Annotated in this window: 15 protein-coding genes; 9 read left to right on the top strand and 6 right to left on the bottom strand. The window is 66.3% G+C overall.

Annotation, left to right across the window (positions count from 1 at the left end; genetic code table 11):
* The first annotated feature begins 68 nt into the window (after nucleotides 1–68).
* The 3 genes from hsaA to AB0L58_RS06510 all read left to right on the top strand — a co-directional run bounded on the left by hsaA (nucleotide 69) and on the right by AB0L58_RS06510 (nucleotide 2694).
* On the top strand, nucleotides 69–1235 hold the full coding sequence (gene hsaA, locus AB0L58_RS06500) for a 3-hydroxy-9,10-secoandrosta-1,3,5(10)-triene-9,17-dione monooxygenase oxygenase subunit (RefSeq protein WP_364382114.1): 1167 nt from the start codon (nucleotides 69–71) through the stop codon (nucleotides 1233–1235).
* The gene (locus AB0L58_RS06505; RefSeq protein ID WP_364382117.1) at nucleotides 1235–2083 is read left to right on the top strand and encodes an alpha/beta fold hydrolase; all 849 of its coding nucleotides are present in this window, start codon (nucleotides 1235–1237) and stop codon (nucleotides 2081–2083) included. The genes hsaA and AB0L58_RS06505 overlap by 1 nt, the downstream gene beginning before the upstream one ends.
* Nucleotides 2084–2178: 95 nt before the next feature.
* The gene (locus AB0L58_RS06510; protein WP_364382120.1) at nucleotides 2179–2694 is read left to right on the top strand and encodes a DinB family protein; all 516 of its coding nucleotides are present in this window, start codon (nucleotides 2179–2181) and stop codon (nucleotides 2692–2694) included.
* A 4-nt stretch (nucleotides 2695–2698) separates the two neighbouring features.
* On the opposite strand, the gene AB0L58_RS06515 is transcribed toward AB0L58_RS06510, so the two are convergent.
* Both AB0L58_RS06515 and AB0L58_RS06520 read right to left on the bottom strand, forming a co-directional pair.
* Nucleotides 2699–4978, bottom strand: coding sequence for a LuxR C-terminal-related transcriptional regulator (locus AB0L58_RS06515; protein WP_364382123.1), 2280 nt, complete (start codon nucleotides 4976–4978; stop codon nucleotides 2699–2701).
* Between the two features lie 79 nt (nucleotides 4979–5057).
* Nucleotides 5058–6809 (bottom strand): 2-isopropylmalate synthase, encoded by a 1752-nt coding sequence (locus tag AB0L58_RS06520; RefSeq protein ID WP_364382126.1) that lies wholly within the window; start codon nucleotides 6807–6809, stop codon nucleotides 5058–5060.
* Nucleotides 6810–6978: 169 nt separating this feature from the next.
* On the opposite strand from AB0L58_RS06520, the gene AB0L58_RS06525 reads away from it, so the two are divergent.
* The 4 genes from AB0L58_RS06525 to AB0L58_RS06540 all read left to right on the top strand — a co-directional run bounded on the left by AB0L58_RS06525 (nucleotide 6979) and on the right by AB0L58_RS06540 (nucleotide 10212).
* The gene (locus AB0L58_RS06525; protein WP_364382129.1) at nucleotides 6979–7650 is read left to right on the top strand and encodes an FCD domain-containing protein; all 672 of its coding nucleotides are present in this window, start codon (nucleotides 6979–6981) and stop codon (nucleotides 7648–7650) included.
* 41 nt (nucleotides 7651–7691) lie between these two features.
* The gene (locus AB0L58_RS06530) at nucleotides 7692–8495 is read left to right on the top strand and encodes an ATP-binding cassette domain-containing protein (protein WP_364382132.1); all 804 of its coding nucleotides are present in this window, start codon (nucleotides 7692–7694) and stop codon (nucleotides 8493–8495) included.
* A 104-nt stretch (nucleotides 8496–8599) separates the two neighbouring features.
* Nucleotides 8600–8947 (top strand): YciI family protein, encoded by a 348-nt coding sequence (locus AB0L58_RS06535; protein ID WP_364382135.1) that lies wholly within the window; start codon nucleotides 8600–8602, stop codon nucleotides 8945–8947.
* 8 nt (nucleotides 8948–8955) lie between these two features.
* Nucleotides 8956–10212 carry an RNA polymerase sigma factor gene (locus AB0L58_RS06540; RefSeq protein WP_364382138.1) on the top strand — a complete coding sequence of 419 codons (1257 nt, stop codon included), beginning with the start codon at nucleotides 8956–8958 and terminating at the stop codon, nucleotides 10210–10212.
* A 159-nt stretch (nucleotides 10213–10371) separates the two neighbouring features.
* Here the strand turns inward: AB0L58_RS06540 and AB0L58_RS06545 are convergent, their stop codons facing one another.
* Nucleotides 10372–10866 (bottom strand): hypothetical protein, encoded by a 495-nt coding sequence (locus tag AB0L58_RS06545; protein WP_364382141.1) that lies wholly within the window; start codon nucleotides 10864–10866, stop codon nucleotides 10372–10374.
* Between the two features lie 8 nt (nucleotides 10867–10874).
* Complete coding sequence (locus tag AB0L58_RS06550) at nucleotides 10875–11243, bottom strand: hypothetical protein (RefSeq protein WP_364382144.1); 369 nt, start codon at nucleotides 11241–11243, stop codon at nucleotides 10875–10877.
* Between the two features lie 21 nt (nucleotides 11244–11264).
* Here AB0L58_RS06550 and AB0L58_RS06555 point away from each other — a divergent pair, with 21 nt between their 5' ends.
* Nucleotides 11265–11867 (top strand): TetR/AcrR family transcriptional regulator, encoded by a 603-nt coding sequence (locus AB0L58_RS06555; protein ID WP_364382147.1) that lies wholly within the window; start codon nucleotides 11265–11267, stop codon nucleotides 11865–11867.
* On the opposite strand, the gene AB0L58_RS06560 is transcribed toward AB0L58_RS06555, so the two are convergent.
* Nucleotides 11854–12507, bottom strand: a complete 654-nt coding sequence (locus AB0L58_RS06560; protein WP_364382150.1) for an HAD family phosphatase — start codon at nucleotides 12505–12507, stop codon at nucleotides 11854–11856. The genes AB0L58_RS06555 and AB0L58_RS06560 overlap by 14 nt on opposite strands.
* A 245-nt stretch (nucleotides 12508–12752) precedes the next feature.
* Here AB0L58_RS06560 and AB0L58_RS06565 point away from each other — a divergent pair, with 245 nt between their 5' ends.
* Entirely contained in the window at nucleotides 12753–13424 is a 672-nt protein-coding gene (locus AB0L58_RS06565) for a PaaI family thioesterase (RefSeq protein ID WP_364382153.1), read from the top strand.
* A gap of 39 nt (nucleotides 13425–13463) precedes the next feature.
* On the opposite strand, the gene AB0L58_RS06570 is transcribed toward AB0L58_RS06565, so the two are convergent.
* Nucleotides 13464–14627, bottom strand: coding sequence for a sulfotransferase (locus AB0L58_RS06570; RefSeq protein WP_364382156.1), 1164 nt, complete (start codon nucleotides 14625–14627; stop codon nucleotides 13464–13466).
* Nucleotides 14628–14629 lie beyond the last annotated feature (2 nt).

Genomic DNA, 14629 nt, shown 5'->3' on the forward strand with positions numbered 1-14629 from the left:
TAGCGTCAGAACTATGGCGTCGTCCGGCACACCGGTCGCGGAATCAGAACATTGGAGGGAGACCCGTCATGGCCAATAAGGTGCTCGATCGGGTTCGGGATCTGCTCCCGGCTATCCGGGAGCGAGCCGCGGAGACCGATCTACAGCGGCGGGTTCCGGAGGCGAGCATCCGGGAACTGACCGAGGCGGGGGTCTTCCGCATGTTGCAGCCGTCGCGTTTCGGCGGCGACGAAGCCTCCCCGGTGGCGTTCTACGAGGTCATTCGCACGATCGCGGCGGCGTGCCCGTCCACCGGCTGGGTGTCCTCGGTACTCGGCGTGCATCCCTGGCAGCTGGCGCTTTTCCCATTGCGGGCACAGGAGGAGGTGTGGGGCGAGAATTCCGATACGCTCATCTCCTCGTCGTACGCCCCGACCGGCCGACTCACCCCGGTCGAGGGTGGTTACGAGGTCAGCGGACGGTGGAGCTTCTCCTCCGGCTGCGACCATGCCCAGTGGGCATTCCTCGGCGCACTGGCCCCGGACGAGCACGGCAATCCCAAGGACTATCTGACAATCCTGGTGCCGCGCAACGACTATCGCATCGACGACGTCTGGCATGTGGTCGGACTGTCCGGCACCGGCAGCAACGATATCGTCATCGAGAAGGCCTTCGTACCGCAGCACCGGGCCTATAGCGCGACCGAACAATCACAGCTGCGCGGTCCGGGCCAAGAGGCCAATCCTGCTGCGCTGTACAAGATTCCGTTCGCGGGGGTGTTCTCCAACACCATTACCGCACCGATTATCGGGGCCGCGCAGGGCGCGTACGAGGCGCATATCGAGCGGATGCGCGAGCGCGTCCGGTTGTCCTACGGCGGGCAGAAGGTGGCCGAGGACGCCTTCGCACACGTTCGGGTCGCCCGCGCGGGCTCTGAAATCGACGCCGCGATTCTGCAGATGGAACACAATATCTCCGAGCAATTGCGTTATGCCGAAGCGGGCGAAGAGATTCCGTACGAAATCCGGCTGCGTACCCGCCGCGATCAGGTGCGTGGCACCGAGCGCGCGATCCAGGCGATCGAGCTGCTGTTCGACAACTCCGGCGGCCATTCGATCCGCAAACCCAATCCGATCGAACGGCATTGGCGTGACGCCCATGCGGGCAGTGTGCACGTCATCAACGATGTCGAGCGCGCCCTCGCCATGTTCGGCCGCGGTGAATTCGGGCTGCCGGTCGAAGATCGGATGGTCTGATGGACGCGGCGGATACCAGTCGCCACCTCACCGTCGACGGGCTGAAACTGCGCTACCACGAGGCGGGGTCGGGTCCGCCGCTGGTGTTGCTGCACGGGTCCGGCCCGGGGGTATCGGGCTGGGCAAACTTCGGCGCCAACCTGCCGGTACTCGCCGAACACTTCCGCTGTCTGATCCTGGATCAGCCGGGCTTCGGTGCGAGCGAGCGTCCCGAGGTGTACCAGCGCAACTATCTGCGCATCGCCGCCGACGCGGTGCTCGGGCTGCTGGATCGACTCGAACTGCCCACCGTGCATCTGCTCGGCAACTCGATGGGTGGTGCGGTGGCGACGCTCGTGGCGCTGGAACACGGCCAGCGCATCGATCGGCTGGTGCTCATGGCGCCGGGCGGTGTCGGCGTCAATGTGCTCGGCCCCGAACCGTCCGAAGGGATTCGGCGGCTGCTCGACTTCACCGGCGAGCCGACGCGGGAGCGTGTACTCGCCTGGCTGCGGACCATGGTGTTCGACGAGGCGATACTCACCGACGAGCTCATCGAGAACCGATGGGCCGCGGCAGCGGATCCCGCCGCCATCGCGGCGATCCGGGACGCCTACGCGACCTTCGCCGATCCCGCATTCGCGGAACCGATTCCGCTGTGGGCACGGCTGCGCACGCTGCGTCATGAGGTGCTGCTGCTGTGGGGTCGCGATGATCGGGTCACCCCGGCCGAGGGCGCGCTGCTGCCGTCACGTCAGCTGCCGAATGCCGATCTGCGGCTGTTCGGGCGATGCGGGCACTGGGTGCAGATCGAGCGCAAGAACGCCTTCGAGCGCGCGGTGATCGACTTCCTGGACTCCGGCCGGTAGCGGGCGATGCCGAGGCGACATGGGCATCATCATGTTCGGCCGGTGTCGCGATAATTCACGAGCTCCGGTCCCGGGTTCGGAGTTACAGTCGGCCGGTGACGTGGACCGCACCCGAGATCACCAGAACCAAGCCGCCGCTGGTCGCCGACGAGCGGACCATGCTGCAGACATGGCTGGACCTGCACCGCCGCACACTGCTGTGGAAATGCGCCGGGCTCGATGCCGAACAGCTGAAGCGGCGCTGCGTCGCCCCCTCGACGCTGTCGCTGCTCGGCCTGGTCCGTCACCTCGCCGAATGCGAACGCGGCTGGTTCCGCATCGCCACCTGCGGTGAACCGCTGGACTACCTCTATTGCAGCGAAGACGATCCGGACGGCGATTTCGACGGTACCGCCAATGCCGATGCCGCCGCGGATCTGGCGACACTGCACGCGGAGATCAAGGCGGCCGACGCCGCCGTCGCCAACCTATCCCTCGACCACGTCTTCACCCGTCGCGACACCGAATACAGCCTGCGCTGGGTCTACGTGCACATGATCGAGGAATACGCGCGACACAACGGTCACGCCGACTTCCTGCGCGAACGCATCGACGGAGCGACCGGCGACTGACGCGTCAGATCTGATTCCGGCTGGCCCACGCGGCGATCTGGGTCCGGGAGGTGAAGCCCATCTTGGTGAGGATGTGGTCGACGTGGCTCTCCGCGGTCCGGATCGAAATCACCAATTCGCCGGCGATGCCCTTATTGCTGTAACCGGCCGCGATCAATCGCGCGACATCCCGTTCGCGTCGGGTGAGCACATCCGTCGCAACGGTTTTCGCCGCCTGAGCCGCTGGCTGCGATTGTCTGCCGAGCGCATAGTCGACGGCCTCCGCCAACCCCAAGGCCGCGCCCGCATCGAAGGCGACCTGAAACTCTTTCTCGCCCATCGCATCACGCACCTGCAGGCGCACCTTGTCCCCCACGAATTCGGTCATCTCATGGGCGAGCCGCTGGGTACTGCCGCGCCGCACCGTCGTCGCGGCACCCATCAATCGCGCCGCACGGCTCAGATCGCCATCGGCCGTCGCCACCCACGCGAGTCCGTCGAAGCCCGAGGCCGTCCACACACACCGGTCGAACAGGCTGAACAGCTCCACCGCCGCACGTAGCTCCGCGATGGCCTTGTCCTGCGTACCGGTACGCCAATAGTCGGTTCCTACCGCCCAGTGTCCCAACCCGCCCAACAGGTGCGAGCCGTAGTCCTCGGTCTTGGCGAGAAACCGGTCCGCGATCGCGCCCGCCCGTTCGTCGTCCAGCACCAAGGCACAGACATACGCGAAGGCCAGACTCTCCATTTCCACGCCGTGGTGGGCGCAGGCTCGCGCACGGTCCGAGGCGGCCTCGGCGATATCGAGTGCCTGTCTCGGTTCGTCGTTGGCGAACGCCAGTAGCGCGGCGAGCAGGGCATGTTCGACGAGCACGTCTTCGGCATCGAGTTCCTTTGCGATATGCAGACATTCGTCCGCGAATCGCATCGCGGTCTGCGGATCCGAAAGCATGGCGGCGATCACCGAGGCGGCGGCCAGTGCCCGCGCTCGATCCTTCGTGCGGTCGAGATCCTTCTCCAACGCCTCCAGCAGCCAGCGATAGCCCTCCAGTAGGAAGCGGTAGTGCTCCCAGAACGGGCGCAGTTCCGTCGCGAGCTCCAGTGCGCGATGGGCGCTTTCCGAATCGGCAAGCGAGAATTGCAGTGCCGCACGCATATTCGGATGCTCTCGGGTGACGTCACGGAACCAGGTGACATCCTCGCTGCCCCAGTACGCGGTGCGCCCACGCGCGGCGATCCCGTAGTAGTAGTCGCGATGACGCACGCGCACCGCCCGCTCACCACCGTGCGCGACCAATCGCGCCAAGGCAAACTGACGCAGCGGCTCGAGCATGGTGTACCGCCCACTACCGTCGCTGTTCTGCCGATGGCCGAGCACCGACTTGTCCACCAACCCGGTCAGTGCGTCCAACAGTGCGTCCGGAACCTCGCAGACCGCCTCCGCGGCCTCCAGATCGAACCCGCCCGCGAAGACAGCCAGCTGCTCCCACAGGCGCTGTTCCTCGGGCGTGCACAGGTCATAGCTCCACCGGATCGCGGCCTCCAGCGTCTGCTGCCGCTCCGGTGCGGTGCGCAAACCGGCGGTGAGCAGCCGCATCGTATCGTCGAGGCGGGCGAGCACCTGATCCGGCGTGAACATCCGCAACCGCAATGCCGCCAGCTCGAGTGCCAGCGGTATGCCCTCCAGGCGACGGCAGATCGCCGCGAGCGCCCCGCGGTTGGCATCGGTGACGTGGAAGTCGGGATTGGCGGCGACGGCCCGATCGATCAGCAGCCGCAGCGCGTCGCTGTCGATATGCGCCGGGCGCGCCCCGTCCTCTTCCGCCTCCGGCACGGCGAGCGGCGTCACGGGCATGACCTGTTCCCCGGCGACCCCGAGCGGCTCGCGGCTGGTCGCGAGGATCCGTACATCGGTGGTCGCCGGAATCAGCCGGTCCACCAGTTCGGCACATGCGCCGATCAAGTGCTCGCAGTTGTCCAGGATCAACAGCAGGCTCTTGTCCGCCAGGAATTCGGTCAGGCCGACGACAGGCGAGGTGGTGTCGTCGCGCAGGCCGAGCGCCTGCGCGACGCTCAACGCCACCAGGTCCCCGTCGTGCACGTGCGCCACCTCGACCAGCCAGACACCATCGGGGAAGGCGCGGCGCACCGTCTCCCCTACCCGCCTGCTGAGCCGGGTCTTCCCGACGCCGCCCGGCCCGGTCAGGGTGAGCACCCGCGTGCTGGACAGCAGCTTGCGCGCCGTGGCGACCTCCGCGTCACGACCGACGAAGCTCGTCACCTCAGCGGGGAGGTTCCCTGTCACGTGCCGCACCACGCTGCATACCTTTTCATGCGCGGCCGCCGTCCCGGGCATTTTGACCGAGATGTCGTATTCGCACTCGTTAGGAGACTATCGCGTTCGCGGCCCGGATGATGGCGGCCAGCGAAGCGGTGAGGACGGAATCGCTGCGTCCGCAGGCCCATCCGGTCCGGGCACCTTTACGGTACTCGAGATAGGTGATCACCGCCCGATCATTGCCCGCACCGATCCACTGCTGGGCCGAGCCGAGCACCTCGACCGGATAGCCCGCTCGGGCCAGTGCCGCGGTGAGCGCCTCGACCGGACCGCTATCGCGGTATTCGGTGCGCTCGGCGACACCACCGATGCCCAGCATGACCTCGGTGTACGCGTCGGTGGTCCGCCATTGCGTCAACGTGACCGACGGCGCTTCGGTATTCAGATAGGTCGCCTCGAACAGCTCGTACAGTTCGGCAGCGGTGATCTCCAGGCCGGTGTCGTCGGTGCGCGCCTGCACGTGCCGCGCGAAATCGATCTGGAGCCGACGCGGCAGTTCCAGGCCGTATTCCGACTCCAGCAGATATGCGATGCCGCCCTTGCCGGACTGGGAATTCACCCGGATCACCGCGTCGTAGCTGCGCCCGATATCGGCCGGATCGATCGGCAGATATGGGACCTGCCAGTCGAGTTCGCCTCCATCGACACCGGTCGCGGCTGCCCGATCGCGATGTTCGGCCATCCCTTTCTTGATCGCGTCCTGATGGGTGCCGGAGAACGCGGTATGCACGAGATCGCCTACGTACGGATGCCTTTCGTGGATCGGCAGGCGCGTGCAGTACTCGACAGTCCTGCGGATCTCGTCGATATCGGAGAAGTCGATCATCGGATCGATGCCCTGCGCATGCAGATTCAGGGCCAGGGTGGCGATATCGACATTGCCGGTGCGTTCGCCGTTGCCGAAGACGCAGCCCTCCACGCGTTGGGCTCCGGCGAGGACCGCCAGCTCCGCGCACGCGACGCCGGTACCCCGGTCGTTGTGCGGATGCACGGAAAGGATGACGCTGTCGCGCCGGGCCAGATTCTTGTCCATGTACTCGATCTGGTCGGCATACACATTCGGTGTCGCAACCTCCACCGTGGCGGGCAGATTCAGGATCACCGGCCGCTGTGGGGTGGCTTCCCACAGGGTCGTCATGCGGTCGCAGATGTCGAGTACGAAATCCGGTTCCGTCAGATTGAATACCTCCGGCGAGAATTCGAACCGCACATTCGGCAGCGCTGCGGTGAATTCGAGGACATCGCGGCCGCCGGATATGACCAGCTCGCGCAGCTCGCCGGTATCCTTGCCCAGCACCACATTTCGCCACGCCGGCGCGGTCGCGGTGTACATGTGGATGACGACCTCGTTCCGGATACCGCGCACCGATTCCACCGTGCGCTCGATGAGGTCGCGTCGGGCCGGAGTGAACACCACGATCGTGATATCCGCCGGCGCGATATCGGTCCGCGCGATCAGACGGACGAAATCGAAATCGGTCTGCGATGCCGACGGGTAGCCCACCTCGATCTCCTTGTAGCCCATGGCGACCAGCAGTTCGAAGAACCGCCGCTTGCGCACCGGATCCATGGGCTCGGCCAGGGCCTGGTTGCCGTCGCGCAGATCCACCGGCACCCACAGGGGTGCGCGAGTGAGCCGGGCGTCGGGCCAATCGCGTTCGGTGAGTGGTACTTCCACGCGATCGTAGACGCTGCGGTAGCGATGCGATGGCATCCGCGAGTGCCGCTGTCTGTTCCAGGCCGGTGCGGCATCCGCAACGGCACCGGTAGGCGTGGCAATGGTGGGGAACGTGGTCATGATTGCTGCTTCCTGGCCTGCGCGGCCGTCACAGAGAACGGTGACCGGCCGCGACGAAGCCCCACGGCGGGCGGCCGGTCGTCAGGCCCCGCCGTGGCGGCTGAGCAGAAGCATGGTGCGCATGATTGCTAGACTATACACAACTCCTCAGACAAGTAGAGAGGTTCGGATGATCTCGCAGGTACGGCGGCATCCCCTCGCGGCACAGGCCGCGGAACTGCTGCTCACCCGCATCCGGAATGGGGAATGGCCACTGGGACATCGCCTTCCGGGCGAAACGACCCTCGCCGCCCAGCTCGGCGTCGGCCGCTCGACGCTGCGCGAGGCGATCCGTGAACTGGCGGGCAAGGGCGTGCTCGACAGTCGTCAGGGCGCGGGGGTTTTCGTGACCGCGCTGGATGACGGACAAGACTGGGATGTGGTGCTGCGCCGGGCCACCATCGCCGCCGTCATCGAGGCACGCATCGCCATCGAGGCCGAGGCCGCCGCCCTGGCGGCACAACGCCGCACCCCCGCCGACCTGCGCGCCATCCGCCGGACACTGGCCGCGCGCGAGGCGCACGGCGAACCGATCGCCACCCATGTCGATGCCGATATGGCATTCCACCGCGCCGTCATCGTCGCCGCCCACAACGATGTGCTCACCCAACTGTTCGACAGCTTCCTGCCCCGGCTACGGGTGGCCATGATCGATATGCTCCACATCCGCCCGATCCCCTCCGAGCCCGCCGACCACGACGCCCACATTCGGCTCGCGGATGCGATCGCACATCGAAATCCCACCGCCGCAGCGGAATTCAGCCGAACGCACCTGACCGCCTTGAAGAGCGCGTTCACCTGACCTGCCGCCTGATATCGCGCCGAACCGAACGGAGATCTCCCGTGCCCGAAACCCCAGTGCTGCAACTGACCGATGTCACCTTCCGCCGCGAGGGCAAGCAGATCATCGACGGCATCTCGCTGACCGTGTACGCGGGCGAACACTGGGCGCTACTCGGACCCAACGGCGCGGGCAAGAGCACCCTGCTCGGCTTCTGCGCCGCGGTCACCTTCCCGACCTCGGGCACCGTCGATATCCTCGGCCAGCGGATGGGGCGGGTCGATCTGGCCCCACTGCGGCACTCGATCGGCCATGTCAATCCGCGCCATCCACTGCGGTATCCCCTGACCGTCCGCGAGGTCGCGCTCACCGGCATCACCGCCACCATCGACACCCCGATGCGCTGGACGCCGACTCCGGAAGATCTGCGCCGCGCCGATGCGATGATCGACACCGTCGGTCTCAAAGGTAAGGCCGATGAAATCTGGCCGACCCTGTCCCAGGGCGAACGCGGCCGCACCCTGATCGCGCGCGCACTCATCGCCGAGCCGCGCCTGCTGCTGTTCGACGAGCCGTCCACCGGACTCGATGTGGCGGCCCGCGAACAACTCCTCGAGACCATCGATGCCCTCGGCGAAACCCACCCCGAGGTCGCGTCGATCCTGGTCACCCATCATCTGGAGGAGCTGCCGAGCACTACGACCCATGCGCTGCTCATCGCCGGCGGCCGCACCGTTGCCGCCGGTCCCGCCGCCGAAACGGTGACGACGGACACGGTGAGCGCGGCTTTCGACCATCCAGTGGCGGTCCGCTACGACGACGGCCGCTGGAGCGCGCGGGCCGCCGTGCGGGCCTGGCCCGCGTAGCAAACTTCCGGAAGAATTTCCGGGAGAATGTCGATTCGAGCCGATGCCGTTCGATGCGTTGAGTGAGGGTCGGACAAGCCGACCACCGAACCAAGGATGGCCAGATGCGACACATGATGCTGATCCGAGTCGATCCGACGAATGCGCCGGTGCCTGACGAGGCCCTGATCGAGCAGGTCAACAAGGTGATCGAGGAAATGACCAAGGCCGGGGTGCTGCTGGATACCGCTGGCTTGCATCCGATCACCGAGGCCACCAAGATCACTCAGAGCGGTGGCAAGCAGACCGTGCTCGACGGCCCTTTCACCGAGTCGAAGGAGGTCGTCGGCGGATACTGCTTGTTGCAGACGAAAACGAAGCAGGAGGCGGTGGAATGGACCTCACGCTTTCTGAGCGTGCACGGGCCGGAGTGGGATATCGAGATCGAGATTCGTCAGGTCGTCGAGGGTTGATCCGATAGATGAGCCGGTCGCCCGAGCAGATTCGCGATGCCGTCGAAACCGTGTGGCGCATGGAATGGCCACGTCTGGTCGCCGGGCTCACCCGGATCGTCGGCGATATCGACACCGCCGAGGAACTCGCCCAGGACGCGCTGGTGGCAGCCCTGGAGCAATGGCCGTGCGACGGCGTGCCGCCGAATCCGGGCGGCTGGCTCATGCTCACCGCGAAGCACCTGGCGATCGATCGGGTGCGGCGCAAGCAGAACCTCGCCCGAAAGCTGACCTTGGTCGGTCATGAACTGCGGGCCGGCTCGGAGCCCGAGGCGGGCGAGGATATCGAAGACGACCTGCTGCGCATGATCTTCACGGCCTGTCATCCGGTGCTGTCGCCACCGGCCCGAGTGGCCTTGACGCTGCGACTGCTCGGCGGATTGACCACCGAGGAGATCGCACGGGCCTTCGTCGTAGCGGAATCAACTGTCGCCCAACGCATTGTGCGAGCCAAACGCACCATCGCCGCCAGGCGCGTGCCGTATGCGGTGCCGCACGGCGACGAGCTGGCGAGGCGTTTGGATTCGGTGCTCGAGGTCGTCTACCTCATTTTCAACGAAGGCTATTCGGCGACGGCGGGCGATGATTGGGTCCGCGTCGAATTGTGCCAAGATGCCTTGCGATTGGCGCGGATGCTGGCGAATCTGCTGCCCGAGGAACCGGAGACACACGGCCTCGCCGCACTGCTGGAGTTACAGGCCTCGCGCTCGGCCGCACGGATGGACCCCACGAAAACCGTTGTCCTGCTGGCGGATCAGGAGCGTGCCCGGTGGGATCAGCTGCTGATCCGACGTGGTTACGCCGCGCTCGGCCGGGCCCATGCGGTCAGCCGCGATCGCGGGATACGACCGGGCCGTTATGCGCTCCAAGCCGCGATCGTCGCCGTGCATGCCATGGCGCCGAGCGCCGAGGAGACCGATTGGCGGCGCATCGCGGGCCTGTACGCGGTTCTCGCCGAACGCTTTCCGTCACCGATCGTCGAACTGAATCGGGCGGTCGCGGTCAGTATGGTGCACGGGCCCGCCGCGGGTCTCGAACTCGTCGACGCGCTCGTCGCCACCGGCAAGTTGGACAGCTATCATCTGCTGCCCGCCGTACGCGGTGACCTGCTGGACCGGCTCGGCCGACCGGACGAAGCGCGAGTCGAATTCGCCCGTGCCGCGGAGCTGACCGGCAACAATGCCGAACAGGCATTGTTGCTGGACCGTATGGCCGGATGTAAATAGCCGCGTGGTGCCCATTACCGAGGGTTGGCGTTCAGGCACGGCGGATCGGTTGGTAGGTGGGTTCGCGTCGGTGGCTCCGAGCTGAACATAATTCGACATGTGCCCCATCCTGCGCCACCCGCGCTGGCCACCCGGAATTGTGTACGGTGCCACACTCGGCTATCGAGATGCCTCGGCGGCACGCGCCTCGGCCTCGGCCAACTCCTTCAACGTCAGCAACTGCTTGCGCATCATGAGCACATCGCCGAGGGCCAGCACCCGGGCGATGAGCCACGGTGCGCCGCAATGCATTCGGACCGTCAACCGGGTGGTGCCGCCCGCTTCGGGTCGCACCGCGTAGGTGACGCAGATCTTGCCGGCGACCAGGGTGATATGGCGGCACAGCACGAAGGAGACGAGGGTGAACGCGGACATGAACCGCTGCCCAACTTCGAGTTCGGTGAGTGCCGGATCGCGCTCGCGTGGGCTGCGCCTGCCGAAGTTGTCGAGCAGGTCGTAGCTGTACGGCGCGACCCGCAGTTGGCAGAGCCAGCCGTAGACCACGCTGGGTGGCGCATCGATGCCGATAGCCCGGTCCGCCTGCAAACCGCCGGGTTGCACCTCGTCACAGGGCAGCGGGAGCTCACATTCGGCCTCGGTGGCACCCCAGACCAACCCCGGGATCATGCCGCGGCCGCGATTCGGCGGAGCATTTCGCGCACCACGATCTTGTGGCCGCCGGTACCGATGACCAGCGCGCGATAGATCTTTCCGTGCAACCCGGGGAACTCGGCCCAGCTGCGCGCTCGCACCACTGTGCGACTCGGTCCCTGCTCGTCCAGTTCGAAGACCAGCGCATAGCGCGCGAACCAGTGCCGCCCACGCAGCGCCAGCCGACCGGGCTCTTCGGCGGCATCGAGCACGAATCCGGTCGGCGCCTTCGGCGGATCGTGCGGATCCTTGCAGACAACTTTCAGCAAGGCCTTCCACGCCCGATCGCGATTCGCGTCCACCGATCTGGCATGCTCATCTATGTAGGACAATCGCTCCATATAGAAGGAACGTACTAGTACATGGCGCCTCCCCGCAAGCACGACACCGACGTGATCCTCGACGCAGCGCGCACCCTGGTGCTCACCGACGGCCCGCGCGCCGCCAGCGTCGCGGCGATCGCGGCGGCAAGTGGCGCCCCGGTCGGCACGCTCTACCACCGCTTCGGCAATCGCAACGGCGTGCTGACCGCGGCCTGGCTGCGCGCGCTCGAACGCTTCCAGGACCGCGTCGAGGCCGCCGCCGACGATCCGGATCCGGTCGAGGCCGGGGTCGCGATGGCCGTGGCCAGCATCCACTTCGGTCGCGAATTGCCCGACGACGCAAAGCTTTTGCTGAACTTGCGCCCCAGCGACCTACTCGACGGCGGACCGGACGCGGAATTCCGTGCCCGCCTCGACCACATGAACGCACCGCTCATCGACCACCTGCGCCGCATCGCCGCCGCCCGCTTCGGCCGCGCCGGCGACCGCGAAATCGATGCCGTCAGCCGCGCCATCGTCGACCTCCCCTACGCCGCCCTACGCCGCCACGCGCACGCCGCCACCCTCCCCGACTGGCTGGAGGACGACCTGACCGCCGCCGCCCGCGCCCTGCTCGAGTCCTACACCCCTAATCACCCGTGACGACAGCGGGAGTGAGTTCGTCGAGGGTGTCGATCACCTCGGCAGCCAGGGCGAGAGCATCCGGGGCCGGTGGATATTCCGGACGCGGTGCGGCGATGACACGCATGCCCGCCGCGTGTGCCGCGCGCAGTCCATTGCTCGAATCCTCGACGGCAGCGCATTCGGTGGACTTGTGCCGCAGGAAGGCGGCGGCCGCCACGTAGACATCGGGTGCGGGCTTACCCCGATCGACCTCCTCGGTCGAGAAGGTGACACCGAAGAATTCGATCAGCCCGGTGCGGCCGAGCACCGTGTCGATCAAGCTCCGCGGCGACGAACTGGCCACCGCGAGCGGCCAGTGTTCGCTGATGCGCTGCACCGCCTCGACCGCCCCCGGCAGCAGCGGCACCGATTGCTCGTAGCGCTGCGCCATGCGATCGATCACATCATTGGCCACGGTATCCGGCGGCGCGCCGACTCCGAGTTCACCGCTGAGATAATCCGACCACTCCCCCGTACTCATGCCCATCAGCCGCTGCTGTGTATCGGGTAGCCAGCGCCCGCCCCGCTCCGCCACATACGCGCGGCGCACCTGCTCCCACACCGGCTCCGAGTCGATCAGAACGCCGTCCATATCGAAGACAACAGCAGCAATGTGCATACGGGACAAAGCCTTTCGCCGGCGACACCGTTCGGCGACGACCCGATGGCCGACCCATCGACCCGCCCCGCGGTGGGGGGTTTCGGAAGACCTGATTCAAGAACAAGTACCCACACTAGGCCAGCCAACCCTGCCCCCGCATCCCACCACCATTTCACCGCCCCATTCGGCGGCTTCGCCGAATTCCAGCGCATCGCGCGGCCCCTCCGAACGAGTATTCGACCGGCAACCGATAACGTGTTCTTATGAACGAAGAGCAGGTCGGCAACTCGCTGCCGAGCGAGGAGCACCACGAGGGCGGGTTCCGGCCGATGTCGGAGCTGATCGACGCCCAGCTGGACGACCTCGATATTTCGCGCGGCGGTCCGCACTACGGCGCATTCATCGAACAGGTGCGCAGCCTGATGGATCGGGCCCGGCTGGCCTGTCCGACCGATGAGCTCGCGCTGGAGACGATCGGCGTCCTCAAACAGCTCAATGACAAGCTGGACGCCGCGATCGTCGACGAATGGTCCGCCCCGACCTGGACCCGGGCCGACCTGCCCTCGCGCGGCAATATCACCCTCCCACCGTTCGTCGTCGACAAGGCGAGCCGCGACGGTGTCGATGCCCGCATCACCTTCCGCACCTTCCACCTGGGCGGCAATAGGGCCGCCCACGGCGGACAGGTCGCGGTCGCTTTCGACGATCTGCTGGGCATGGCCGCGGCAATGCACGCGGGCGAGGTCACCCGCACCGCATCCCTGACCGTCGACTACCGCTCCATCACCCCGCTCAACACCGAACTGCGGGTGCACGCCTGGACCGAACGGCAGGAGGGCCGCAAGGTCTACGTCCGGGCCACCCTGCACGACGGCGAACGCCTCTGCGCCGAGGCGCAGGGGCTGTTCATCGTGCTCAAACCGGGTCAGCAGTGAGAACCGAGATCAGGTGATCACACCCGATCTCGGGTGCCCCTAACTCGTCGGGAAGTGTTTGCTGCGGTATTCGGCGAAGCGGTCGTCGACCTGATCCGCGGTGAGGCCGAAGTCCTCGAGCGTGTAGCGATGCACGGGACGGGCCGCGCCCGAGGTGCTTTCCGCATGCAATTCCGCCATCGCCGCTTCGGCCTCGGAGCTCAGCTCGATATCGAAGTGCCGATAGATCGATCCGACGGTGCCGATCGGGTCGGCGACGAAATCGTCGTAGTACACATCGCAGAACTGAGCGGCATTGTGCCGCTTGCGATCCGCGAGGAACTTATCCGCTCCCCTGGCCCACAGATCCAACTGCGCGGCACCGACGATCGGACCGCGGAACTTCTCCGACCACCCCGCCGAGGCCTGCTCGTTCAGACTGCACACCGAGGCGATGATGGTGCGCGGATCCCGGTGCATCTGGATCACCAGCGCATCCGGATACACCTCGAAGATCGCGTCCAGCGCGAACAGGTGGCTCGGGTTCTTCAATACCCACCGCCGGTCGGCATCGGGCATTCCGATCAACTGCAGGTTGCGCCGATGCCTGCGATAGGCATCGGTCCAATCCTGTTCGCGCAACCACTCGGAATAGCCGGGCAGATAACCGAGGCATTCGTAGGACACCGACATCAGCGACTGCCGTAGCAGCTGCCAGCACTCCTCCACCTGGTCCGCCGAAATATGGTGCACACCCATGAATTCCGGATGCTCCACATGATGCTGCTCGAATGCCGCCTCGATCCGCTGATACACCGGATTGTCCGCCCAGGTCTCGCGCGGCGGCCGCGGCTGTGGCATCTCGGTGAGCCACATTTCCAGGCCCTGATGCGCCGGATCCGCATTGAGCAGCCGGTGCACCGCCGTGGTACCCGAACGCGGCAGGCCGGTCACGAAGATCGGGCGCTCGATCGCGACCTCGGCATGTTCCGGAAAGCGTTGCCACGCGGCCTCACTCAGCAACCGGGCAATCAGCGCACCGCGCAGGAAGGCCCGATTCACCTTATTGCCGAAGGGCGTCAGCTCGGCTTCCTTGGCATAGGACTCGAGCAGCACTGCGAGCCCCTCGCGGTAGCCGTCGTCGCCGAAGTCGGTCAATCCGACGACCTTGGTCGCCGAGGCGTGCAGATCGTCGATGGTGCCGACGTCGTCTCTGCCGATCACAG

Origin of the sequence: Nocardia sp. NPDC052112 (assembly GCF_040680135.1) — a bacterium.
In the GTDB taxonomy this organism is placed as follows: domain Bacteria; phylum Actinomycetota; class Actinomycetes; order Mycobacteriales; family Mycobacteriaceae; genus Nocardia.

Excerpts from the sequence above, each read along its gene's own strand:
- hsaA (WP_364382114.1), top strand. The coding sequence starts at position 69 with ATGGCCAATAAGGTGCTCGATCGGGTTCGGGATCTGCTCCCGGCTATC.
- AB0L58_RS06505 (WP_364382117.1), top strand. The coding sequence starts at position 1,235 with ATGGACGCGGCGGATACCAGTCGCCACCTCACCGTCGACGGGCTGAAA.
- AB0L58_RS06520 (WP_364382126.1), bottom strand. The coding sequence starts at position 6,809 with ATGACCACGTTCCCCACCATTGCCACGCCTACCGGTGCCGTTGCGGAT.
- AB0L58_RS06525 (WP_364382129.1), top strand. The coding sequence starts at position 6,979 with ATGATCTCGCAGGTACGGCGGCATCCCCTCGCGGCACAGGCCGCGGAA.
- AB0L58_RS06535 (WP_364382135.1), top strand. The coding sequence starts at position 8,600 with ATGCGACACATGATGCTGATCCGAGTCGATCCGACGAATGCGCCGGTG.
- AB0L58_RS06540 (WP_364382138.1), top strand. The coding sequence starts at position 8,956 with ATGAGCCGGTCGCCCGAGCAGATTCGCGATGCCGTCGAAACCGTGTGG.
- AB0L58_RS06550 (WP_364382144.1), bottom strand. The coding sequence starts at position 11,243 with ATGGAGCGATTGTCCTACATAGATGAGCATGCCAGATCGGTGGACGCG.
- AB0L58_RS06555 (WP_364382147.1), top strand. The coding sequence starts at position 11,265 with ATGGCGCCTCCCCGCAAGCACGACACCGACGTGATCCTCGACGCAGCG.
- AB0L58_RS06560 (WP_364382150.1), bottom strand. The coding sequence starts at position 12,507 with ATGCACATTGCTGCTGTTGTCTTCGATATGGACGGCGTTCTGATCGAC.
- AB0L58_RS06565 (WP_364382153.1), top strand. The coding sequence starts at position 12,753 with ATGAACGAAGAGCAGGTCGGCAACTCGCTGCCGAGCGAGGAGCACCAC.